General features: G+C 33.5%; 23 protein-coding genes. 8 read left to right on the forward strand and 15 right to left on the reverse strand.

Annotation, left to right across the window (positions count from 1 at the left end):
- Window positions 1-11: 11 nt before the first annotated feature.
- The 5 genes from WHC90_RS11615 to WHC90_RS11635 all read left to right on the forward strand — a co-directional run bounded on the left by WHC90_RS11615 (window position 12) and on the right by WHC90_RS11635 (window position 3,425).
- Window positions 12-842 (forward strand): mechanosensitive ion channel family protein, encoded by an 831-nt coding sequence (locus WHC90_RS11615; RefSeq protein ID WP_188599199.1) that lies wholly within the window; start codon window positions 12-14, stop codon window positions 840-842.
- Between the two features lies 1 nt (window position 843).
- Window positions 844-2,007, forward strand: coding sequence for a sigma-54-dependent transcriptional regulator (locus WHC90_RS11620; RefSeq protein ID WP_188599198.1), 1,164 nt, complete (start codon window positions 844-846; stop codon window positions 2,005-2,007).
- Window positions 2,008-2,151: 144 nt separating this feature from the next.
- Window positions 2,152-2,793 carry a peroxiredoxin gene (locus WHC90_RS11625; RefSeq protein ID WP_188599197.1) on the forward strand — a complete coding sequence of 214 codons (642 nt, stop codon included), beginning with the start codon at window positions 2,152-2,154 and terminating at the stop codon, window positions 2,791-2,793.
- A gap of 45 nt (window positions 2,794-2,838) precedes the next feature.
- Window positions 2,839-3,147, forward strand: a complete 309-nt coding sequence (locus tag WHC90_RS11630) for a thioredoxin family protein (protein ID WP_188599196.1) — start codon at window positions 2,839-2,841, stop codon at window positions 3,145-3,147.
- 20 nt (window positions 3,148-3,167) lie between these two features.
- Window positions 3,168-3,425, forward strand: coding sequence for a DUF6952 family protein (locus WHC90_RS11635; RefSeq protein ID WP_188599195.1), 258 nt, complete (start codon window positions 3,168-3,170; stop codon window positions 3,423-3,425).
- A 52-nt stretch (window positions 3,426-3,477) separates the two neighbouring features.
- Here the strand turns inward: WHC90_RS11635 and WHC90_RS11640 are convergent, their stop codons facing one another.
- The 7 genes from WHC90_RS11640 to WHC90_RS11670 form a co-directional block, all read right to left on the reverse strand.
- Window positions 3,478-5,241 carry an APC family permease gene (locus WHC90_RS11640; protein ID WP_188599194.1) on the reverse strand — a complete coding sequence of 588 codons (1,764 nt, stop codon included), beginning with the start codon at window positions 5,239-5,241 and terminating at the stop codon, window positions 3,478-3,480.
- 99 nt (window positions 5,242-5,340) lie between these two features.
- Window positions 5,341-5,508, reverse strand: coding sequence for a hypothetical protein (locus WHC90_RS11645; RefSeq protein ID WP_188599193.1), 168 nt, complete (start codon window positions 5,506-5,508; stop codon window positions 5,341-5,343).
- Between the two features lie 73 nt (window positions 5,509-5,581).
- Complete coding sequence (locus WHC90_RS11650; protein ID WP_188599192.1) at window positions 5,582-5,998, reverse strand: response regulator; 417 nt, start codon at window positions 5,996-5,998, stop codon at window positions 5,582-5,584.
- The gene (locus tag WHC90_RS11655) at window positions 5,995-7,944 is read right to left on the reverse strand and encodes a sensor histidine kinase (RefSeq protein ID WP_188599191.1); all 1,950 of its coding nucleotides are present in this window, start codon (window positions 7,942-7,944) and stop codon (window positions 5,995-5,997) included. Before WHC90_RS11655 ends, WHC90_RS11650 begins: the two co-directional genes overlap by 4 nt.
- Window positions 7,945-7,956: 12 nt before the next feature.
- Window positions 7,957-8,109: a hypothetical protein gene (locus tag WHC90_RS11660; RefSeq protein ID WP_188599190.1), complete on the reverse strand. Its 153-nt coding sequence runs from the start codon at window positions 8,107-8,109 to the stop codon at window positions 7,957-7,959.
- Between the two features lie 386 nt (window positions 8,110-8,495).
- Window positions 8,496-10,127, reverse strand: a complete 1,632-nt coding sequence (locus WHC90_RS11665; protein ID WP_188599189.1) for a M1 family metallopeptidase — start codon at window positions 10,125-10,127, stop codon at window positions 8,496-8,498.
- Window positions 10,124-11,020 carry a TIGR01777 family oxidoreductase gene (locus WHC90_RS11670; protein ID WP_188599188.1) on the reverse strand — a complete coding sequence of 299 codons (897 nt, stop codon included), beginning with the start codon at window positions 11,018-11,020 and terminating at the stop codon, window positions 10,124-10,126. Before WHC90_RS11670 ends, WHC90_RS11665 begins: the two co-directional genes overlap by 4 nt.
- 281 nt (window positions 11,021-11,301) lie before the next feature.
- Here WHC90_RS11670 and WHC90_RS11675 point away from each other — a divergent pair, with 281 nt between their 5' ends.
- The gene (locus WHC90_RS11675) at window positions 11,302-13,533 is read left to right on the forward strand and encodes a TonB-dependent receptor (RefSeq protein ID WP_188599187.1); all 2,232 of its coding nucleotides are present in this window, start codon (window positions 11,302-11,304) and stop codon (window positions 13,531-13,533) included.
- Window positions 13,534-13,675: 142 nt separating this feature from the next.
- Here the strand turns inward: WHC90_RS11675 and WHC90_RS11680 are convergent, their stop codons facing one another.
- The 4 genes from WHC90_RS11680 to WHC90_RS11695 all read right to left on the reverse strand — a co-directional run bounded on the left by WHC90_RS11680 (window position 13,676) and on the right by WHC90_RS11695 (window position 17,403).
- Complete coding sequence (locus tag WHC90_RS11680; protein WP_188599186.1) at window positions 13,676-14,242, reverse strand: YdeI/OmpD-associated family protein; 567 nt, start codon at window positions 14,240-14,242, stop codon at window positions 13,676-13,678.
- On the reverse strand, window positions 14,242-15,573 hold the full coding sequence (locus WHC90_RS11685; RefSeq protein WP_188599185.1) for a M28 family peptidase: 1,332 nt from the start codon (window positions 15,571-15,573) through the stop codon (window positions 14,242-14,244). The genes WHC90_RS11680 and WHC90_RS11685 overlap by 1 nt, the downstream gene beginning before the upstream one ends.
- Complete coding sequence (locus WHC90_RS11690; RefSeq protein ID WP_188599184.1) at window positions 15,570-16,922, reverse strand: hypothetical protein; 1,353 nt, start codon at window positions 16,920-16,922, stop codon at window positions 15,570-15,572. The genes WHC90_RS11685 and WHC90_RS11690 overlap by 4 nt, the downstream gene beginning before the upstream one ends.
- Before the next feature lie 94 nt (window positions 16,923-17,016).
- A complete protein-coding gene (locus tag WHC90_RS11695) occupies window positions 17,017-17,403 on the reverse strand; it encodes a DUF6249 domain-containing protein (protein ID WP_188599183.1) in 387 nt (128 codons plus the stop codon).
- 142 nt (window positions 17,404-17,545) lie between these two features.
- On the opposite strand from WHC90_RS11695, the gene WHC90_RS11700 reads away from it, so the two are divergent.
- Complete coding sequence (locus tag WHC90_RS11700; protein ID WP_188599182.1) at window positions 17,546-18,130, forward strand: RNA polymerase sigma factor; 585 nt, start codon at window positions 17,546-17,548, stop codon at window positions 18,128-18,130.
- On the forward strand, window positions 18,117-18,533 hold the full coding sequence (locus WHC90_RS11705; RefSeq protein ID WP_188599181.1) for a hypothetical protein: 417 nt from the start codon (window positions 18,117-18,119) through the stop codon (window positions 18,531-18,533). The genes WHC90_RS11700 and WHC90_RS11705 overlap by 14 nt, the downstream gene beginning before the upstream one ends.
- Here the strand turns inward: WHC90_RS11705 and WHC90_RS11710 are convergent.
- The 4 genes from WHC90_RS11710 to WHC90_RS11725 form a co-directional block, all read right to left on the reverse strand.
- A complete protein-coding gene (locus WHC90_RS11710) occupies window positions 18,530-19,378 on the reverse strand; it encodes a hypothetical protein (RefSeq protein WP_188599180.1) in 849 nt (282 codons plus the stop codon). The genes WHC90_RS11705 and WHC90_RS11710 overlap by 4 nt on opposite strands.
- Before the next feature lie 75 nt (window positions 19,379-19,453).
- Window positions 19,454-20,320, reverse strand: a complete 867-nt coding sequence (locus WHC90_RS11715; protein WP_188599179.1) for a mechanosensitive ion channel family protein — start codon at window positions 20,318-20,320, stop codon at window positions 19,454-19,456.
- A gap of 86 nt (window positions 20,321-20,406) precedes the next feature.
- Window positions 20,407-20,925 (reverse strand): GNAT family N-acetyltransferase, encoded by a 519-nt coding sequence (locus WHC90_RS11720; protein ID WP_188599178.1) that lies wholly within the window; start codon window positions 20,923-20,925, stop codon window positions 20,407-20,409.
- Between the two features lie 128 nt (window positions 20,926-21,053).
- A complete protein-coding gene (locus tag WHC90_RS11725) occupies window positions 21,054-23,408 on the reverse strand; it encodes a S9 family peptidase (RefSeq protein WP_188599177.1) in 2,355 nt (784 codons plus the stop codon).
- Window positions 23,409-23,511: the final 103 nt, after the last annotated feature.

Genomic DNA, 23,511 nt, shown 5'->3' on the forward strand with positions numbered 1-23,511 from the left:
ATGTAGTGCTCATGAAAGAAGTAGTAGAGTTTTTAAATTATTCAATAGAATTTAGTGATAAAGTAAGTATTTCTGTTAAGACCATACTTATTATCATTCTAGTCTTAATTGCCACTTCATACACGCTTAAATTTGTTCGGAACTTGGTGACTAAAAAATTGCCTGTTTCTGATAAAGCGAAGTTTGTTTCGGTATTTAACTATATAAAATGGTTGGCCTATGCGGTCATCTTTTTGTTAACCTTACATACTTCTGGGGTAGATGTTACGGCTATTTTTGCAGCATCAGCAGCCTTATTGATAGGTGTTGGTTTGGCCTTGCAAACATTGTTTCAAGATATTATCTCTGGGATTTTTATTCTAATTGATCAGACCGTACATGTAGGGGATGTTATTGAGTTGGATGGAAAAGTTGGTAAGGTTGAAGAAATTAATTTAAGAACTACTAGAGCAGTTACTTTAGATAATAAAGTAATGGTGATCCCAAATCACTTGTACTTAACAAATACCTTGTACAATTGGACAGCCAATAGCTTAGATACTAGAGATAGTGTTCAAGTTGGAGTGGCGTATGGTAGTGATATTCAGTTAGTGAAAAAGATACTATTGTCTGTAGCTGATTCTCATGTTGCTGTTTTGGCACATCCAAAACCTGGCGTGTTTTTTATTGATTTTGGTGACAGCTCATTAAATTTCAAGTTGGTATATACCATAGGAGATAGTTTTGAGTTTCGATTGATACAAAGTGATTTGCGTTTTGAAATTGATCGCTTGTTTAGAGAACATAATATTTCCATCCCTTTCCCACAAAGAGATGTTCACATGATAGAGAAAAAAATATAACATGCAAAAAATATTAGTAATAGAAGATGAGGCTGCTATACGCAGGGTTTTAAAAAAGATTATCTCAGAAGAAAATGAGATGTATGAGGTTTTTGAAGCTGAGGATGGTATTCAAGGTCTTGAGATGATCATGAATGAGGACTATGATCTAGTTTTGTGTGATATAAAGATGCCTAAAATGGACGGTGTAGAGGTCTTGGAAAAAGCCAAAAAAATCAAACCAGAGATAGTTATGGTTATGATTTCTGGTCATGGTGATTTAGATACGGCTGTTCAAACCATGCGACTAGGTGCTTTTGATTATATCTCTAAACCACCTGATTTAAACCGATTGCTCAATACAGTACGCAATGCGCTTGATAAGAAAAATTTGGTTGTAGAAAACAAGCGACTAAAAAAAAAGGTAAGTAAAAACTATGAAATGGTTGGAGAGAGTCAGGCCATTACTCATATAAAAGATATTATAGAAAAAGTAGCTGCAACAGATGCCAGAGTATTAATTACGGGACCAAATGGAACAGGTAAAGAACTTGTAGCACATTGGTTGCATGAAAAGAGTGCGAGATCAAAAGCACCATTAGTAGAGGTAAATTGTGCTGCGATACCTTCAGAACTTATAGAAAGTGAGTTGTTTGGACATGTAAAAGGAAGTTTTACTGGAGCTAATAAAGACCGAGCAGGGAAATTTGAGGCAGCCAATGGAGGAACCATTTTTTTAGATGAAATTGGTGATATGAGTCTTTCTGCGCAAGCAAAAGTACTTAGAGCATTGCAAGAAAATAAAGTCGCAAGAGTTGGTAGTGACAAGGATATTAAAGTAAATGTTCGAATTATTGCAGCAACCAACAAAGACTTAAAGAATGAGATTTCTAAAGGAAGTTTTAGAGAGGATTTATACCACAGGCTAGCGGTTATATTGGTTAAGGTTCCTGCATTGAATGACAGAAGAGAAGATATTCCATTGTTGATTAATTTCTTCGCAAAGAAAATAGCAGAAGAACAAGGGGGAGTCCAAAAAGTATTTTCCGAAAAAGCGATTACGCTTTTACAGCAGTATGATTGGACCGGAAACATTCGAGAGCTAAGGAATGTGGTTGAGCGTTTGATTATTCTCGGTGGTAATGAAGTTAGTGAAATGGATGTATCTACCTTTGCTAGCAAATAGAATAAATTGATACCTAATTAAATTAAGTATAGTTAAAATTGATTGCTTTATAAAAAAAAGGGATCATTTTTATACGCTACACCTTTATATGCTTGGTATCTTTGTAGTATTAAAAATAAATATTAATTCATAAAAATAAAGACTATGGCAACAGCAGTTGGGAAAAAATTTCCAAATTTAGAGGTAGATGCAATGAACGAACTTGGAGATACTTTTAAAGTAAATGTATTAGAAGAGGCAGTAAAAAACAACAAAAAAGTAGTTTTATTCTGGTATCCAAAAGACTTTACATTTGTGTGTCCAACAGAATTACATGCTTTTCAAGCAGCTTTAGGTGAGTTTGAAAAACGCAATACTATTGTAATTGGAGCTTCTTGTGATACTCCAGAAGTACACTTTGCTTGGTTAAGCACTTCTAAAGATAACGGAGGTATTGAAGGTGTAACCTATCCAATCTTAGCAGATAGCAACCGCAATCTTTCATCTATTCTTGGAATTTTAGATATTACGAACGAGACTTTTGATGAAGCTACACAAACTATTCAGGTAGAAGGTGATAATGTAACTTATAGAGCTACTTATTTAATTGATGAAGAAGGAACTGTTTTTCATGAAGGAATCAACCATATGCCAGTAGGAAGAAATGTAAATGAGTATTTGCGTTTAATTGATGCGTATTCACATGTACAATCTCATGGAGAAGTTTGTCCTGCAAACTGGGAAGAAGGAAAAGATGCAATGCAAGCCAATGCAAAAGGTACTGCTGCATATTTAGCTTCTCACTAAAATTTTATAAAAGTCAAAGTGTATAACTTGTAAATCAAAATTCATATGTTAAAAGAATTAGATCAAGATAATTTAGATCAATTAATCTCTGAGAATAAAACAGTGGTGGTACAATATGCAGCAACCTGGTGTGGAAACTGTAGAATTATGAAACCAAAGTTTAAGAAATTAGCTTCAGAGAATGAGCAGATGCTATTTGTGATTGCCGATGCAGAGAAATTTCCAGAAAGCAGAAAATTAGCAGATGTATCTAATTTACCTACGTTTGCAACTTTTGTAGATGGTACATTTAAAAATCAAACACAGACTAATAAGTTTGATGTTTTAAAAGACCTAGTTCAAGAGGTTGTGTAAATTTTCTAAACGGATACGATATGAAATTACCAGTTATAAAGCATTTGACCAATTTTATCGAAGAAAACGATGAAGATTATATCATCGAAACTATTGAGACCCTAGAGGCTTTAACCGAAGTGTCTTCATTAAAGGATGAAGAGTTGGATGTTATAGGAGAGCTTATTTCTAACCTATACGGAGCCATTGAAGTAGACAAGCTAATCAAAGAAGGCATGCCTAAAAAAGAAGCTCTAAATACGTTTATGAAACGTGTTTTAGGTTCGATAGACTCTTAAGATAGTATTAAATATAGAATCAAAAATCCCGAGTTTAGAGCTCGGGATTTTTTTATATAATTAAGCGAACTCCACCAAGTTGTTCTATTTTATAAGGAAATTTATCAGAAGGAGAGCCAATAAACATAAAGTTTACTGGGATGTTCCAACGATGAGATAGCTCTTGAATTTTTTTAGGTGTAAAGCTTCCGGGCTCTATAATAAACTCGATATCAATTTCTGGATATTCACGATCTAAAAAATCAATTTCCTTCGCAATATTTTTTGGAGATGTTTCTCCTTCTGCCAATACCAAAACAATTTTTAACTTTTTGGTATGTTCGTTTTTCTTGATGTATAACAGTACTTTATTGAGAGAAGCTATATTATCACCTTTTGTAAAAAACACAAATTCCTGAGCATTGATACGGTCTACTGTTCTCTGAATGTTTTTATCTGTATTTGAAACAAATTTCCGAATCGGGTTTGTAAGTGCGTAAAGCAATTTTAAAACCAATCGCAATAGTATAGTTCTGTTGAGCATAATTGCCACAAAACTAATAGAAGGAAGAAAGTAGAGTAAAAAGACAGTTAAGTTGCTGGGTAAGTTGTCTTTTGGAGGCATTATAATATTTCCAATCAGCGCAATAATCACTGCGATAACAGCAATAAAAACAGCCAGCCATGAGGCTTTTTCTGGTCTTGGTAATTTTGCTCTTCTAACTTTTAATAAGATGTTTCCAATTCCAAAAAGAGCCATAACTGATAAAAAAGAAATGGTGTAGACTCCTGCTAATAATTTTACATTACCCTTGGTGATTAACAAAACAGAAACACATAAAAGAAAAAATAAAATGATAATTCTATAAGAGCTTCCTTTGTTGTTTTTCTTTAAAAAAAACTGAGGAAGAATTCGGTCCAAAGTCATTCTTTCTAGCAATCCAGAAACACCGATAAAACTAGTTAAAACTGCACCACTTAAAACTAAGAAGGCATCAATAGCAATAAGAGAAGCTACCCATGATCCTCCAACATGTTTTCCCATTTCGATAAGTAAAGTGTTTTGATACGCGTCGCTTTGCAGAAGAGGTAAAGCAAATAAAGCCAATGCAAAAATGGCCATTAACGGATTGATGATACTTACAATGGCCCACATATTTCTCAAGGTTTTAGGAAACACTCCTTTTTGCTGTTCTTCAACAAAATTGGCTGAGCTTTCGAAGCCAGAAACACCAAGCATAGAAGCTGCAAATCCTAAAAATATAGCGTTGGTGATACTTCCTTCGCCTAATTTTAAATTCCAATTTTCAAAAAATTGACCAACCCCATTAATAGATAAAAAATAAACAATAAAAACACTCAAGATAATCAAAGAAGCTAAGTGAAATAAAAAGATTCCAACAGCAACCTTTGCAGATTCTGTAATACCTCCAATAACCAATGCAGCAAAAACCCCCAATAAAACTAATGTACTAATGATAATAGGGATAGGCGGGATGAGGTGATGTAAATAGTGAATTGCTTCATTTGCAGAAATTACTGCTGTAGCCATATAAGATAAAATAGTAAGTGTTGCAGCAAAAGAAGCCATAGATTTGCTAGTTGTGTTTAATAAAGCATTATAAGCACCTCCGTTTAAAGGTAGTGCACCCACAACTTCACCATAAATTTTCCTAAATAAAAAGAGTACCAATGAAACAATTAATAAAGTAATCCAAGCATATTGCCCTGCAAATGCAATTGCCAATGCAGAAACATAAAGGACTGAAGAACTTATGTCATTACCACAAATTGCAGTAGATGAAAGTTCATTCAACTTTTTGTGAATTTTAGTCATAATTTGTTTTTTAGAGTCTCTAAAAGAATAGGTTTAATACAAATGTATTTATATAGAATCAAAAATCCCGAGCATAGAACTCGGGATTTTTTTATATAATTATTTTGGGGCTTCTTCATTTTTAGCCTCATTGGCTTTGCGAATGATGGCTTTTAATTTATCTTGATGTTGTTGTTTTTCTAACTTCAATTTGTTTATTTTTTTGCCCATTAACTTGCTGTGTTTGGCCTTGTTTTTTGTGTTTTTTGCGCTTCCTTTTTTTGGCATGACTATTCGTTTTTGTTTGGTCGTTTACTACATAAACTATACGGTTCAATCTAGTTAGTTTACGATTGTAAAATTAACTAAACATATCAGGGAAATTTGTTTTTAAAATTTCTTGTATCAATTCAGAACTTAAAGGCTTTGATTTGAAATCAGAAACTTGATTGATGGTTTCTGCTTTTTTTCTATCAAAAGGATCTGTAGATGTTGTTAGCATTACAACTACTTTACTTTTTTGTGTGGACTGATTAATTTCTTTAAATTTCTCAAGGAATTCCCAGCCATTCATACCGGGCATATTAATGTCTAAAAAAATGAGCTCTGGGTTTGGATATTTGCCATCAACTTTGGTTTGTAAATACGTTAATGCATCTTCACCATTTTCAATAGAAACAATGTTTTCGGTACAGTTTTCTTTGCCAATGATAAGTTTATGCATAAAGTTGGTTGCTTTGTCATCATCAATTAACAAGATGGTATTTAGTTTTTTCATATAATTTCTTTAGAGATTGTAAAATAAAATGTGCTGCCTTCGTTTGGGTTAGATTTTACCCATATTTCTCCAAGATGGAGATTGACAATTTTTTGGCAATGCGCTAGGCCAATACCAGTTCCTTTGTATTTTTCTTTGGCATGAAGCTTTTGGAAAATTGAAAATATTTTCTTTTGATATTCTTTTTGGATACCAATACCATTGTCTTTGATTGAGAATTCCCAAGCATCTTTTTTGTCGGTATACCCAATCGTAATTTCAGGGGCTTCATCCTTTTTTGAGAATTTTATTGCGTTGCTAATGAGGTTTTGAAAAAGTAATCTTATACTGGTTGGATACCCTGTTATTATTGGGAGTTCGCTAATTTTAATAGTAGTTTTTGTTTCTGATATTAAGGTAGTTAGGTCTTTGTTTATATTGTTGAGTAGTTTATTGCAATCCACTTTAACGAGCTCTTCTTGATGCCCTATTCTAGAGTAGTCTAGTAAGTTTTTTATCAAATTACTCATTCTACCTGAAGCTTCTTTTATAAAGGTAAAAATCTGTTTTGCTTGGTCATCTAACTTGTTGTAGTATTCTGTGTATAGGATATCAGAAAAACTGGTAATGGTTCTTAAAGGTTCTTGCAGATCATGAGAAGCGATATAACTAAACTGTTCAAGTTCTTTGTTTTTTTGCTCAAGTGTTTTGACATATTTTGACGCTAATAATTCTTCATTGTTTTTACGTTCTGTAATGTCAAATTTGATAGCCATGTATTCGTAAATGTTTCCATTGCTATCTTTAAAAGGAATAAGAGCAGTGTCTGTCCAGTAAAAAGTTCCGTCCTTTTTTTTGTTTTTTACTTCTCCAAACCAAGGTATTCCAGACGATACAGTAGCTATAATGTTTCTATGGAAAGATTTCGGATGGTACCCCGAACGCACCAAAATATCTGTTTTGCCAATAATTTCTTCCATGCTATATTGTGACATGCTACAGAATTTTTCATTGACATATTTAATGATCGCATTTTTATCAGTGATAGCCAATATAGCAACCTTATCAAGAGCTTCTTTGTATTGAGATAATTCCTGGTTTTTTAAAAGGATATTTTGTTCTAAATGTTTTCTTAGTTCTTGTGATTTATTCATCCCAACCGAGATGTAATAAAAATATAACAAACTTAAAAAAATCAACACCATAGTGTACAAAAGGATCCCAAAACCAACAGCTATAGCTCCCTTGTTGATTAAGCTAAGTAAGATAAAGCTAAGTAGAAAAGGAATAAGAACAGTGAAGGGAAGTGATTTTCTTAATGTTTGGCTCCCATAGTTATTACCCAGTAACATTTTGGTAAAACCAATTTTAGGATACTTAAATGTTAGCGTAAATGTGATTAGCATAAACGCAATCGATGTTTGAATAGACATGGTTTTAAAGAAAAACAATTTGTTTTCTAAAGGAATCCGCAATACAAAAGTAACTATAGAGAGAAATGTAATAAAAGATGTAATTAAAATGGTGTGTTGTGCAATTCTTTGATACTTAATTTTTTTAGTCAAAAGTCCTGCAAACCCAGTACTAACAAAAGTAAAACTGCAGGCGGTGGCTAAAGACATTCTTCCAGGAAGTTCTGGTGTAACTGTGTCTTTAACAAGTAGGTTATCTACAAGGCTGATATTGAAAATATACTCGGCAATTGTCAGTAAACTAAAGGCCATGATTATGAGCGTTAAGCTGCTAAAAAGTATTTGGAAAGGCTTTTCTTTTTTCTTGCTAAAAAGAAGACACAAGGCAGAAAGGAAAAATAAAAAAGCTGTATTAAATTTTGTTGTAGCTCCAGCCCCATCAATACCAAAAAGAATTTTTGTTTTTAAAATCCATTCTAGCATTACCAAGCTGCTAAAAAAAAGGATTATCCAAATAAAAATACTGTTTAAAGATTTGTATTTTTCTAAATTCATAAAGGGGATAAATTAGAGTACAGAAATGATTCTTTTATATTCGATTACACTTTCATTAAAGTTTGTAATTACTTTTTTAGTTAATAAATTTATCTCCTCAAGATTTTCTTTTTTAGAACTTAATAATTCAATCTTTTTTAAATCATCGGAGCATTTAAGTCCCATGATTTTAAATGAAGATTTTAAAAAATGAGCAGTTCCTTTAATGTTTTCATAGTTTTCTTGTTCTATACTTTCTTGAAGAAGAGTTATTTTTTTCAGGACTTTGGCTTAAGAAAATATCGATCAGTTGTAAGAGCATTTCCTTATCTCCGCCAAGGTTTTCGGTTAAATAACTCAAATCAAGTACATTGCTTGTTGTTGTAATGTTTTTTGAAGAAGAGTTAGAGTTTTGTTCCAATTTTAAGTATATTTGAGAAGTAGTTAACTGTGATTTTCTATAAAAGTACTTAAAAAAAACAAAAGACGACTCATGTGTTTTTATAAAAAAGCTGATTGATGTAAATAGTTTTACACTTTAGCAGTCTCCTATGATTTACGTTTTCGATAAACTATTTTTGAAGCGTTTTTACAAAGTAATTTCTATTAACCTCAAGCTTGGTTCCACCTGCGTTTAATTCTAAATTTTGAGGTTTAGTTGTAGGTTGTAAATGATATTCTTTGCCTTCAATTCTAACGCTAACCGGCATATTAAAACTAGAAATGGCGGTAGTCCATTGATAAGTCAATTCATTGTTTTTAATGCTGTAGGTAAATGTTGGAATGCGATGATCTCTTAAATACTGATCAAATACAGATGAAAAATCAATATCCGCTTCTTTGGATATATAATTTTCAATTTGTGCAGTCGTTACCGTTTGATGCCAAAAAGTGCTATTTAAGCCACGTAAAATCTGTCTCCATTTTTCATCGTTATTAATGATGGTTCTAATGGTGTGCAGCATATTTCCGCCTTTGCTATACATGTCTCCAGAGCCAGAATCATTTACATCATAGGCTCCAATAATTGGACGGTCATTTCTAATGCCTCTTCGAGTGCCAATTACATAGTCTGCTGATGCTTTTTTACCATAATAGTAATCTACATATAAGTTTTCAGAATAGTTGGTAAAGCTTTCATGGATCCACATATCTGCCATGTCTTTGTATGTAATATTGTTGGCAAACCATTCATGCCCTGATTCATGAATAATAATAAAATCAAATTTTAAGCCATGACCAGTTCCTGACATGTCTCTGCCTAAATAACCATTGGCATATTTGTTTCCATAGGTCACAGAACTTTGATGCTCCATACCTAAATAAGGCACTTCAACCAATTTGTAACCATCCTCATAAAAAGGGTAAGGCCCAAACCAATGTTCAAAGGCTTTCATCATCATAGGAGCCTGTTTAAATTGCTTTTTGGCTTTTTCTAAGTTGTAGCTCAACACATAATAATCCATGTCCAAACTTCCTGCTTCTCCTTTAAAATTTTCTGAGAAATGAACATAATCACCAATGTTAATATTAACACCGTAATTGTTAATAGGGTTCTTAACTGTCCAATGGTAAGTAGTGGTGTTATCATTGTGTTTTTCAACTTTTTTTAATTTTCCATTTGATACATCCATCAGATGTGAAGGAACTCGAATGCTAATGTCCATATTTTCTACCTCATCATACATATGATCCTTGTTAGGCCACCAAACACTTGCTCCCAATCCTTGGCAAGAGGTAGCGATAAAATCATTTCCATTTTTGTCTTTTTTCCATGAAAAACCACCATCCCAAGGAGCATTGACAGCTTCTTTAGGTTGACCTTCATAATACACTTCTACAGCATTTTTAGTCCCAACTTTTTGCTTTTTTACCAATTGGATAAAGTGAGCATTTCCTTCATGTATAACTTTTAGTTCTTTCCCGTTTTGAGTAACTTTTGTAATTTTTAAAGGAGCTTGTAAATCTATTTGCATTAACTGATAAGGAGATTTCACCTTGTATTCTATGGTGTTTTTTCCTTTAATTGTTTTGGTTTCAGGAAAGACTTGAACTTCTAAATGATAGTAGGTTAGATCCCACCAAATTCGTTCTTGAGTAATTGATCCTCTTAGACTGTCTTGTCTTGTAAATTGTTTTTTTTGCGCCAATAGGCTATTGCTAAAAAAAAAGGTAACTAATAAAAAAGAAAGAAAATTTTTCATGCTTGTGTTGTTTTAACAAAACTCTCTAGAGCTTTGTTTAAATTAGGATATGTAAATGTATAGTTTTTAGTCTTTAGTTTCTTAGAAGAGATTCGACTTCCTTCTAAAAGAATTTGTGACATTTCTCCCAAAATTAGCTTTAATAAAAAACTAGGAACACCAATTCCTAAGAAAGGTTTTTTAAAAGTTAAAGCTACTTGTTTTGAGAACGAATAATTGGTTTGATGTTCAGGAGCTACTGCATTGTAGATTCCCGTAAAATCATGGTCTGTGATTGCTTTGTGATACAAGTTAATCAAATCATCGATATGGATCCAAGGGAGGTATTGTTTGCCGCTACCCAAAGGACTAATGACGGGTGTTTTTATTTTTTGAAGAGCTCCTCCTTTTTCTGTTAAAACGATACCTGTTCTTAAAATTGTGACAGGAATATCAATCTGTTGAAAGCTTAAAGCAGTCTGCTCCCAAGCATCACATACAGAACCTAAGAAATCATGTGCTGGTTTATCAGTCTCAGAAAAAATAGTTTCGCTAGTACTAGCACCGTAATATCCAGTCGCAGAAGCACAAATAAATCCTTTTAAAGGGATTTTAAGGCTAGTGATTTTTTGATAAAGTAGCTGAGTGGAAGACACTCTGCTGTTGAGTATTTCTTCTTTTCGTTTTTTAGTCCATCGCTTGTCAGCCACACCGGCCCCGGCTAAATGAATTATATAGTCGATGTTTTCAAAAGCCTTGTCATCCACAAGATTTTTATGAAGATCCCAGAGATATTCATTTGTCTTCTTAGGATTCCGCGTTAAAATAGCAACCTCATGCTTTTGTTTATGAAGTAGGCTTATTAACTGCTGCCCAACCAAACCTGTTCCTCCAGTGACTAAAATTTTTGACATAACTCAAAATTACGTAAAGTTTTTGAGGATAAGATATGTTTTTAATTACGTTTCTTTATTTAATAAAAAATGTTTTTAAGATATCTGATTTTAAAAAAGAGCAAACCCTTGGTATTGCAGTGTTTATAGAATGTAGGAAGCCCAATTTTAAGAATTATTTAACTAAAAAAAATCACCAATTCGCGCTATCTTTGCTGGCTGTTAAAATCAACTACTATTTTATAAATCAAGCTTATAAATTGTTAGTAAAGATTTGTTTTCTAAATCGTTAATACTTTTTTATGTACAAAACTAAATACCTTGTTGTTTTCTTGTTGTCAAGCGTATCAATCTTTGCTCAAAATTTTTCTGGTAGAGTACTTAATGAAAATAAGCTACCGATAGAAAACGTGTATGTGTATAATCTATCAAGTTACAGCCATACGCATACTGATATACATGGAGCGTTTAGTCTAGAAAATACTACTGTAGGTGATCGTATAGAATTTGGGATTTTAGGCTATCAGAAAAGAGTTATAACGATTACTAGGCAACAACTTGACAGTAAGCAGACGATTGAATTAGAAAACAAAGTTTTTGTGTTGGATGAATTAGAGCTAAACAAGCAAATAGATCCTATTCAAACCATCGTAAAAATGGATTTGGCAAAGAACCCAGTCAATTCTTCACAGCAAATTTTACAAAAAGTTCCAGGACTGTTTATAGGTCAACATGCGGGAGGAGGTAAAGCAGAACAAATTTTTTTAAGAGGTTTTGATATTGATCACGGTACAGATTTAAGTCTTACAGTAGATGGAATGCCGGTAAATATGGTCTCTCATGCACATGGTCAAGGTTATAGTGATTTGCATTTTTTAATTCCAGAAACCATTCAAAAAATAAGTTTTGGTAAAGGACCCTATTATGCAAGTAAAGGAGATTTTAATACTGCAGGTTATGTCGATTTTAAAACAAAAACAGCCTTAACGCAAAATGCCATCAATGTAGGGTTTGGTCAGTTTAATACTTTTAGAACACTTGGTCTTTTTAAATTGCTTGATGGCTCTAACAGTGAAAATGCCTTTGCAGCCATTGAGTATTTGGCTACAGATGGTTTTGTGGAGTCTCCACAGAATTTTAATAGAATAAATCTCTTTACAAAATATACTAGCTATTTAAAAGATAATAGTCGCTTGTCTATTACGGCTTCTCATTTTACAAGTAGATGGGATGCTTCTGGACAAATTCCAGAAAGAGCAGTCAACGCAGGGAACATTACAAGATTTGGCACTATAGATGATACAGAAGGAGGAGAAACCTCTAGAAGCAATATCAATCTACAACACAATGCAACCTTAGCCAACGATACAGAAATACAAACCAATATCTTTTATACAAATTACCAATTTTTATTGTTTTCAAACTTCACTTTTTTCTTGGATGACCCTATTAATGGAGATCAAATTAAGCAGGCAGAAAACAGAGATATTTTTGGTTTTAATACCCAATTCACAAAATCAGGTGCTTGGCAAAATGCTCCAGTATCTCTTACTGCTGGGACTGGTTTAAGAACGGATATTGTAAAAAATAATGAGCTTTCTCATACCTTAAACAGAAAACAAGTTTTAAATCCTATTCAGTTGGGAGACATTAATCAGACCAACTATTATGCCTTTGTAAATACTCAAATTGATCTAGGAAAGTTCACCATTTCTCCAGCGCTACGTCTGGATTATATGAAGTTTTTGTACAATGATGCCTTGGCAGCACTGTATTCATCAAAAGCCAAATCTCAAGTCATTGTAAACCCTAAATTAAATATTACTTACAGAGCAAATGAGCATTTGCAATGGTTTGTAAAATCAGGGATTGGATTTCATTCAAACGATACTCGGGTAGTGGTAAATCAAACTCAAAACAAAACCTTGCCTAGAGCTTATGGTGTTGATTTTGGAACTATCTGGAAACCGACACCTCGATTGTTATTAAACACAGCACTTTGGTACCTGCTTTCAGAAGAAGAATTTGTTTATGTAGGTGATGCGGGTATCGTAGAACCTTCTGGAGAGTCACAGCGTTACGGTTTAGATTTGAGTCTAAGATATCAATTAACAGATTGGTTGTACTTTGATTCAGATGCGACTTTTACCAAAGCTAGAAGCTTAGAGTCTGTTTCTGGGCAAGATTATATCCCATTGGCACCAGATTTAACTGTTACAGGAGGCTTGTCACTGACCAACTATCACAATTTTTCGGGAGGAATTCGATACCGTTATTTGGGAGACCGAGCAGCCAACGAAGACAATTCAATAATCGCAAAAGGTTATTTTGTTAGTGATGCAAATATCAACTATCAACTAAATAAAAGCTTAAATATCGGATTGTCCATAGAAAACATTTTTGATACGGTATGGAATGAAACTCAGTTTGCAACCGAATCACGTTTGCAAAATGAAATAAATTCAGTTGAAGAAATTCACTTTACGCCTGGGACTCCGTTTTCTGCAAAAGTAGCTATCAATTACACTTTCTAAAAGGTGGTTAATAGCTAAACTAAGATTTTGTTATTGTTTTGTTTCGGGGGATTCAAAATGATAGCTATAGAATAGCCGCTGTAAAGCGGCTATTTTTATATATGTACAATTGGTTTTTCTTGATGATTTAAAAAACACGAGATTACCTTGATTTTTTATTTGCTTCACACAACGCAATAATTTCAAAAATTCGTTTTTGTCTGGTTTCTTCTCTTTTTGCTTGGTATATCCAATGTAAATAGCTCTTTCTATATGATGGGGCAAAGTTTTTAAAATTTAAGTAGGCAGTGTTATTCGCCTTAAAAGCGATTTGAAGATCTTCTGGTATGATTCCTTTTTCTACTGCGTCAAGGGCGGTCCAAGAACCATTTTTCTTTGCAATCTTTATGCTTAGATGCCCGTTTTCATGCATTAAGTCCTCTGCAATTAACTCTTTGATATACTTTTTGTTTACAGCACTCCAGACACTTTTTTTATTTCTAGGGCAAAAATACTGTTGACGCTTTCCGTTTCCAAGACTTTTTACAGTCGCATCAATCCAGCCAAAGCAGAGAGCAACTTTAACAGCTTCTTCCCAACGCATAGAGTCTTCTCTGTTTTCTACTTTGTAAAAAATAAGATAAACACCTTTAAAGTCTGTATGATTATTTTCTAACCAGCTTCTCCACTCAGAGTGATGTTTAAAGTACAAATGGGGTTTTTCTACCATTATCTAATAATCTTTGAAGGAAACACAACCACACTTTCATGTCCGTTAGGTCCAACTGCAGCAACGCCAAAAAAGAAATTGTCAACCACAATCCCTTCCAATACAAAATCAGAGACATCACCCACATAACGGCTGTGATCCCAAGTAGGAGAGGTCGTGTCACGCCAATAAATATTATAGCCTTTAGCACCTGCTACCTTATCCCATCTTAATTTTACAGCAGGTTGTACTCCTCCACCAATCCCTACATTGGTTGGTGACGGTGGCGCCCAAGCCAATCCTGCCATGGTTATTGCATTAACAGCTGTGAGTTTTTTTGCATAAGCAAAATTTACATGTTCAAAAGTATCACCGTAGGCAATGCCATTTTCTGTTCTAATATTTTGATGTTGTTGGGTGTAATTTTCATGAGCTTCCATAATTCGTATCCCCGGAAAACCTAAGTCATTAAAGGGTCTATGATGCCCACCTCTTCCAAAACGATCTAAGCGATAAATCATCATCGGATTCATTTCTGGCATATAGGTTTTCGTCATTTTATGCGTATATCTCGCTAGTTGACGAGAAATCCCATCCACTTCTCCACCGTAAAAACGTCTTGCGTTTCGTTGTCTATCAGTTTCGTTTGCCGGAACGGGCTCTGAAAAAATTCGAAAAGCACGATTGTCAATAACTCCATCCACTCCAGTAATGTTCCCAATCATATCGTTGTTTAACACACCAATAATATCCCAACCTTTTTCTTTGGCATATTTAGCTAAACCAGCTCCACCAAAGAGTCCTTGCTCTTCTCCAGAAAGCCCAACATAAATAATGCTGTTTTCAAAGCTGTGCTTTGATAAAACTCTTGCTGCTTCTATGGTTCCAGCCATTCCAGAGGCATTGTCATTGGCTCCAGGGGCATCGGTGGTAAAATCCATCGTATTACTTGCTCTCGAGTCTATATCACCACTCATGATAATGTATCTGTTTGGGTATTTTGTGCCTTTTTGCATAGCAACCACATTGACAATCCAAGCATCATGGGGTACTCGTCTATTCTCTTTTTTAGTAACCAAATCTTTCTGATAAAAAACAGACAAACAATTGTTACAGTCTTTAGAAATGTTTTCAAATTCAGCTTTGATCCAACGCCTAGCAGCGCCGATTCCTCTAGTAGTAGAAAGGGTGTCACTAAAGGTGTTTCTGGTGCCAAACTCAGTTAATGTCTTGATGTCTTTTTTGATTCTCTCAGCAGACACAGCATCAATAATATCATATATTTTTGAATCTGTTTGTGCAAAACTGCAAAACGAACTGATCGTTAAAAGGCAAAATATTAATTTTTTCATGGTTGTTCTTGTTTAAAAACCCAAAAAGGAATTTGAATGATTATTTTGTTTATAGTGTCTTGTTTCTCTTTTTCTTTTCGTGTAATTCTAAGAAGGTGTTTTCCTTCTTTTAAATTGTTTGTGCTAAGATAGGTCTCAAAGCCTAGCTTTTTTTGAGTATTTGTGCTCACAATAAAATCAGCGTCATAGGCTACATCATCAATGTACAAACTGTGCATTTCATTAATAGTCTTAAAATACACTCCGCGAAGACTGTCTCTCTCTTTTTTAATTTCTTCTTTTAAAGAAGAAGGAGTATTAAATTCTATACCAGATTGCATTCCTCTTATGTCATTGATTGGTTTTAAACTCGGGTTGTAGCTAAAAATTTTATCTTCGATTCTTGTCGTATAAATAATAAAGATTTTTACATAAGGATCAGTAATCACTCTAGATTGGATAGTTGCCACACCGGCAAAATCATTTTTCTCTGTCAGTAAATCCTCATAGTTTTTTGAGTTTGCGAATGTAGATGAAGAGGATCGATTTGCTGATAAATAGTTAGAGTCTTTGTATTCATAAGTAAAAAGCACCAAGATTACTAAGTATACAGGGATCAGAATAAAACTGAGCTTTCTCCCAAATTTATTGTCTAAAAAATTGTAAACCAAGGGCCTGTATAAGAATGATAATGAGATAAAACTAAAAAATCGATAGAATGGAAAGTAAATGACAGACAACCAGCGTTTCTTTTTTAAATAACCTTGGGTGATAAAATCTATAAAAGTTAAAGAGGCTCCAATAAGTATAAAAATGATAAGGAAACCACCAAAGAAAAACTTGATGCTATTAAATGTAGTAAAAGGTGTATTGGATTCGATCAGAAAAAAAATAGTCAATAAAATACAGGCTAAAAAAGCAACACTAGCTAAAAAATAAAAAATCAATAAAAACGAAATTGCAAACAAGACACTGCAATAGTTTTCTAAGGTTGCAATGTATTTGTCAAAGGAGCCAATTTTTTTTTGTAAAAAAGCGGTAAATTTTTGAGTGTAATTTAACTCTTCATAGTCTATATCACCAGAGACATAACGCAAACCCAGAGCACCAATCCATAAACCCCTTAAAACAACGTGGATTAAAAGGTTAAAAATTAAAATCCAACAACACATTTTAATGGCAAACCAAACAAACATTTCTACCAATCGGTTGTGGTAATTTGCCTGTGCTAAATACTCATTGATAAAAGGAAGCGATGAAAAAAGGCCAAAAATAGAAAACCCAGAAATTAGCAATTCTAACTGCCAGCTTTCTTGCTGTAACTTGTCAAGCAACTCTTTAAAAGCTGAGCTCTTATAGTCATTGTTCATGCTTTGTAGATTTTTTTGTCTAAGATAGGATAATTCTAAAACAAAAAAAACCACTTCATTACTTTGAAGTGGTTTTGTTGCTGTGGTGTTTGTTTTATTCGTTGTCCATCTTTTTTGTCATGGTAAAGCCAATAAACAAGGCAGCTCCAGCACTTAAGAAAATAGAGGCGGTATAGAAAATATCTCCATCGATATAGTTTGAAGGACGATCACCCCAAGGTCCACTATATCCAAAATAATAATTTAAAAAAGATCCAATTAAAATCCCGACACCGATTCCCATGGCTAGTAAAGCTAAGTTTAAGATAAATACTTTAGCAAAAGTTGAAGATCCTTTTTTGCGTTCGCCAGACATAAAAATTTTAGCGTCAACACCTTTTTCTATAAGAGCTAGGCGTTCTTTGTTTCTCGTAGAAAAGAAGAGGTAAAAGACTCCAAAAATAGTTCCGAAAATTACTGCTAATACTACTACTGCATCCATATGTTTTTGTTTTAAATTTAATGATTAATTTTAATGCGTTTACCCATAGGACTTGAAACTTTAAATGAAGGTTACAAAAAAATCAAAAATAAAATTAAAAAAGTTTGTAACCTAAATTAAAAAAGAACAGTCAAAGATACAAATGACCAAACTAACCGAAGAAGACTATATAGCAAAAACCTTAAAAGGTGATGCAAATGCCTTTGCTTATTTAATAGATAAGTATAAGGGGTTGGTTTACTCTTTAACCTTAAAGATGCTCAAGAATAGAGAAGAAGCAGAAGAGGTTGCGCAAGATGTGTTTGTAAAGGCATATACAAATCTTGCAAAGTTTAAAGGAGATGCTAAATTTTCGACTTGGTTGTATAAGATAGGGTATCACGCTTGTTTGGATTCTTTAAAAAAGAATTCTAAATTGCAGAACAATCGCCCTATTGATGAAATAAACATTAATTATATATCTGATGTAGAAACGGCTTTAGACGGTATAGAAAGAGAAGAAAGAGCGAAGGTTATTTCTAATTGTATGGATGAGTTACCAGAGGATGAGAAGGCAATTTTATTGTTTTTCTATTTTAAAGAATTAAGTTTAAAAGAAATTATAGCCGTTACCTCTTTAACAGAAGCCAATGTTAAAGTAAAATTACATCGAGCTCGAAAAAAATTATTGAGCATCGTAAAAAATCAAGTTGAACCAGCATTAATTGAGAATTATGGGAGAAAATAAACACATAAAAGAGTTGGATGCTTTTGCAAAAAAGTATTTAAGTGAGCTTCCAGAGAGCACACCTTCTTCTAATTTCACAGCAAATGTCATGAAGAATATTGAGCAATTGGCAGTGGCTAAGAAACCGTTGGTTTATAAGCCTTTGATCTCAATAAAAGCTTGGTTGATAATTGTGTTAGCTGTTGGAGTACTTCTTTTTAGATCTGTAACATCATCTGTAAAAGAAGGCTTTGAAGTTCCTGAAATCAATTTTTCATTTTTAAATGAGTTCAATTTTAATAACTATTTTGAGCAGCTGTCTGTCTCTAGCTCAACATTAAGTGTCGTTGTAATTTTTGGACTCATGCTTCTTATCCAAATTATCTATTTAAAAGGTTACTTTACGCGAAAATTCAATTTTTAATCAGAGACCAAAGCAAGTTGAGTTCCTTTTGAGTTGACAATAATTCGGCTGATGTTTTTATGTGAATTAAAAGTATGAAAAACGGTCCAGTCTTTATCGTTATTTGGGTTGTAACTCATAATAGAATTTCCTTTTGCCAATAAAATAGTTCCGTTTGGTAACCAGCAAATGTCTTCAGTTTTTCCAAGGGTATTAATAATTTTCTTAGTTTCTCCCGTTTTAGGATTCAAGGATCTAATCTCCCACTGATCTTTTGCTTTACTAATATAGCTAACCAATTTTGTCTTTGGAATCTTATGCACAGAACGACCCACTTTTTTCTGAATGGTTTTGTTTTCTTTACTGGCCAAATCACTTATAATTAAATCCAAGCTATTGCCAACAATAACAACAGTAACGGCTGTGTTTTTAGTGTACCACATTGGGTAGGCCACTTTTAAATCAGGAATAATCTCCGTGTTTTCTCCAGTCTTATACTTGTAACGATAAAAGCGTTGTAAGCCATCAGTATCTAAGCGAACAGCAGAAATATCTTTAGATTTAGGAATTCGCTGTGGTGAATATTCTCCGCCATTTGGGGTGCTGTTTATAAAATTTATTTCACCAGTTTTAATGGTGTAGGCTGCAATATCAGTTTGATTGTTTCTGGTAGATGAAAAAACCAATACCTTCTTTGAGTAAAAATGAGGTTGGCTATCGTAGCCAGGGTTGTTTGAGATATTTTTTCCATCTCCAAGGCTAAAAGTGCCTTTGTCTTTTTTTAAATCGTATAAATAAACTTCGGTATTGCTTTGTGCAAATACACTTGCAGAAAACATCAAGCAGGCAAAAAATAGTTTTTTCATTTTTTTAGATCAGTTTCTCAAAGATACTAAAAAGTATTTTTTATTCTTTTGCTTCTCTAGAATCTGCAATCTTGCTTATTTAGTATGTGGTGGAAGTTCTTTTTTGCTTGAGATAAAATTAAACACCTCGCGAATTGTTTTTTTTCTGATTTTTCGCTGCATGTCCATGTCCACTAATTTTAAGGTGTATTGAAATTTTAAATCTAGATAATCGACTTTCATTTCTACCACCTTTAAATTGTAGGTTTTAGGTTCTATATATTGACTAAAACTTTCTAATGATGAAATAATTTCTTTTTCAAGCTGTTCAATATTGTCGATGTATTTTAAGGCTATTTGAAAATCAACAGTCATAAAACGAGCATCCTTTTTTGTGTAATTGATAATCTCATTATTGTGAACTTTTGAGTTGGGCACAATTACAATATCATCATCATCATTCAATACTTTTACCTTTAGCATGCTTATCTCGACTATCTTGCCTTTAAGGTTGTCAATTTTTACATAATCACCAATTTCAAAGGTATTGGAAAAGCTTAAATAGATACCGCTAAAAAAATCAACGATATACTCTTTAGTAAGGATGGCAATTGCTGCGGCTACAATGGTTAAAGATGTGATTAAATCTTTGGGGTTTACACCACTAAAAAGACTAATAACCACAACAATAGCAGCAATTCCAATAGTGAAATTTGCAATGTTTTCTATTCCGAAATGAACATTGTTTTTTTTGTTAAATGCTATTTTGTTCTTTTTAGAATACAGATACTTGGCTAAGTGGGCAATAAATCCAACCGAGAGGTAAAAGATGACAAATGCAATTAAAGACTGCAACTCATAATAGCGTCGGATAAACCCATAGCTAGTTTCATTAAAAAATTTAAGGTACAGTATTGCGATCAGCAAGAGCGGATATGCTATAAATTTCCATTTTCTACTCATTTAAATTTCTTTTACTCAAAGATACTAAAAAGTTATTTCAAAGCTTTAAGAGCTAGAGAATAACAGTGCTTTATAGTTGTAGTAAATTACTCAAACTTAAGGAACATAATGTGGTTAGGATTGTAATGAGTTTCTGAAACCTTAAAATTAAAACTACCCACTTTCTGAAACCCTACTTTTTTATAAAAGGTTAGGGCTCTGTGGTTTTCTACCCAAACGGCTAGCCAGATCCCAGCTTGGTTATTTTTTTTTGAGAACGCAAGGTTAAAATTGAATAATTCTTTACCCAATTGCAATCCGTAAAATTCTTCTAACAAGTAGATTCTCTCTAGCTTGGTGACGTTTTGATCGCTAATATTTTCATTAGGAGTGTTGAGCACAATCTTAGAATATCCAGCCAGCTGATTGTTGTAATAGATGAGATAGTATTCATAGCTAGGATTTGCCAATTCTTTTGCAAAAACAGTTTCATTAAAGCTTTTGGAGATATAGCTTTCGATATCCTTTGCAGGAGCAGAGTGGCCATGTGCTGTTAAGAAGGCTTCAACGGCAATCTTGCTTAGTGGTTTTGCCTGATCTGGAGTTGCTTTTACGATTGAAAACATACTAGTCTATGAATAAAATTGTGCTGGCAAAATTACTGCTTTTTAACAAAAAAACCTCTCTGTTTTCACAAAGAGGTTTTTGAATTTTATAAAGGCCTTTCGAATGTTCTCAAAGCGGTATTTAATAACTAATCTCTTAGCGTTTCTTCAAATAATTTGTAGATACGTCTGTATTCATCAGACCAGCTAGATGATTCTACAAAACCGTGATTCTCAACCGGGAAAACTGCAAGTTCCCAGTTTTCTTTTTTCAACTCAATAAGTCGTTGAGATAATCGAACTACATCTTGGAAATGCACATTGGTATCAACCATACCATGGAGCATTAATAGATTGCCTTTTAAGCCTTCTGCAAAATACAAAGGAGAGCTACGCTCATAGGCCTTAGGGTCTTCAGTAGGTGTGTTTAAAATATTGGCAGTATACCCATGATTGTAATGTGCCCAATCAGTTACAGAGCGCAAGGCAGCACCACTCTTAAAGGTGTCAGGGGCATTAAACAAGGCCATCAAAGTAATAAAACCTCCATATGATCCACCGTAAATCCCAATTTTGTCTTTGTCAATCCCTAGTGAGTTGACTAAGTATTTTGCTCCATCTACGTTGTCAGATAAGTCTTTTCCACCCATATGTCTATAAATGTCAGTTCTCCAATCGCGTCCGTATCCAGCACTCGCTCTATAGTCAATCGCTAAAACAGTATATCCGTTATCGACTAAGAAATTATGAAACATATTTTCTCTAAAATAGCTTGACCACCAAAAGTGTACATTTTGTAAGTAACCAGCACCGTGTACAAAAATAACAGCGGCACCATTTTTCTTTTCTGGACTTGGTTTGTATAGTGTAGCCGGTACCTTTTTACCATCACTTGCTGTAAAGTTTACAATCTCAGGATCCATCCATTTGTAAGATCTAAAAGCTTTGGTTGTAGAAGAGGTAAGTTGTACCATCTTAGCTTTTGCTTTATTTGGCATTATATACAATTCCCAAGGTTTATTAGCATATGAATAACGAATAGCAAGTTGCTTTTCATCTGGAGAAATAGTTACCTCATGTCCTCCTTTTTTAGTAGTAATTTGTTTCATTTTTCCGCCTTTGGCAGCTAAGTGGTAAAAGTGATGCTCATGTGGGCTTACTTTATTACTTGTAATGAAAAAGGTTTTTTTATCTTTTGATAATTGTGTGTTTAAAATCTCAAAATTACCCTCTGTTAAGGCTTTTATCTTTCCTGTATTTACATTGGCCGTATACAAATGAGAATATCCAGTTTTTTCAGATTTAAACCAAATAGTGTTGTTGTCAAGCCAACCCATTCTGTTTATTTCTGGTCCTCCTATCCAAGCATCATCATGCTGTCTGTCAATTAATTTTAAGCTACCGTCTTTAAGGTTTACTTGCATAATCCAACGATCTTTATTGTCAGAAGAGCTAATAGAAACAACGGCTTTACCATCCTCAGAAAATAAAGGGCTTCCAACTCTTACAGCTCTTGGGTTTTTGTAAGTATCCTCATACTCAGAAGGGTTTTTAGCATATTCTTTTAAGAACGAAGGCTTGTCTTTTATCCCAGGAATAGTTTTGGTTTCTATTTGATAGTTTTTACCAGTTTTTAAATCTAAGATCCAAGATTCAAAATTATTTTGTGGGCCTCCAACCTTTGATCTAGTATTTAAATCAGTTGTATAACCACTTTTTGTTACGTAATCTGGAACAATTGTTCTTTTAGCTCCTCTTGTTGGAGTGTATAATTGATATACAACATAGTTTAGGTCTGGAGAAATGTTTAATCCAAATAAGTTTTTATTACCTAAGTAAACAACGTCCATACCTTCAATTCTGGTTTGCTCACGGCTAAATGCTCTCGCTGCACTTTGAGCTTCACGCTTTTTAAGTACGTCAAAATAGTTTAACTGATCATCTTCTAACCACTGATCTTGCTCACTTAATTTTTTTCTTGAACCACTGCTTTTGCTTCCACTTCTAAAATTGGTAAGCTGCGTTATGGTACCATCAGCAATATGCCATTGGTATAAATTGTTGCTTTGTTGATAGATAATTGAGGCATCATCACCAGAAAATCTTGGATTAGATTCAAATGCAGTCGTATAAGTTAGTCGTTTAATGCTGTTGTTTTTATTATCTTTTAAAAATAAATCACCAGATTTTCCATAAACAGACCATTTGCCATTTTTGCTAATGTCACTTGGGCTCATTCTTGATTTAAGATCTTCAGCACTCGCCTTGTTAATTTTTTTAGAAATACTATTTACCTTATACGTTGATCGAATGGTATCCATCTCTGGGTTCCAACTAAAGTAGATGTCTCTGTTGTTTTCTGACCAATTAATACTCGTTGGTAAATAACCTACAAAATCATCACCTTGCATAATTTGATCTATGGTAAGTTGTGATTGATTCTTGGTTTGAGCGATGCTCAGTGAAGTGGCTAAACAAAGAAGCCATAAGATAGTTTGTTTCATCTGAAATTGATATTTAATATATGGATGGTTTTTATTTTGCACCGAATTTAGAAATTTTTACCTGAAGTATAAAGTAAATTTAGAAAGAACATATGTTAATGTT

This window comes from Polaribacter pacificus (genome assembly GCF_038024035.1).
Lineage (GTDB): Bacteria > Bacteroidota > Bacteroidia > Flavobacteriales > Flavobacteriaceae > Polaribacter > Polaribacter pacificus.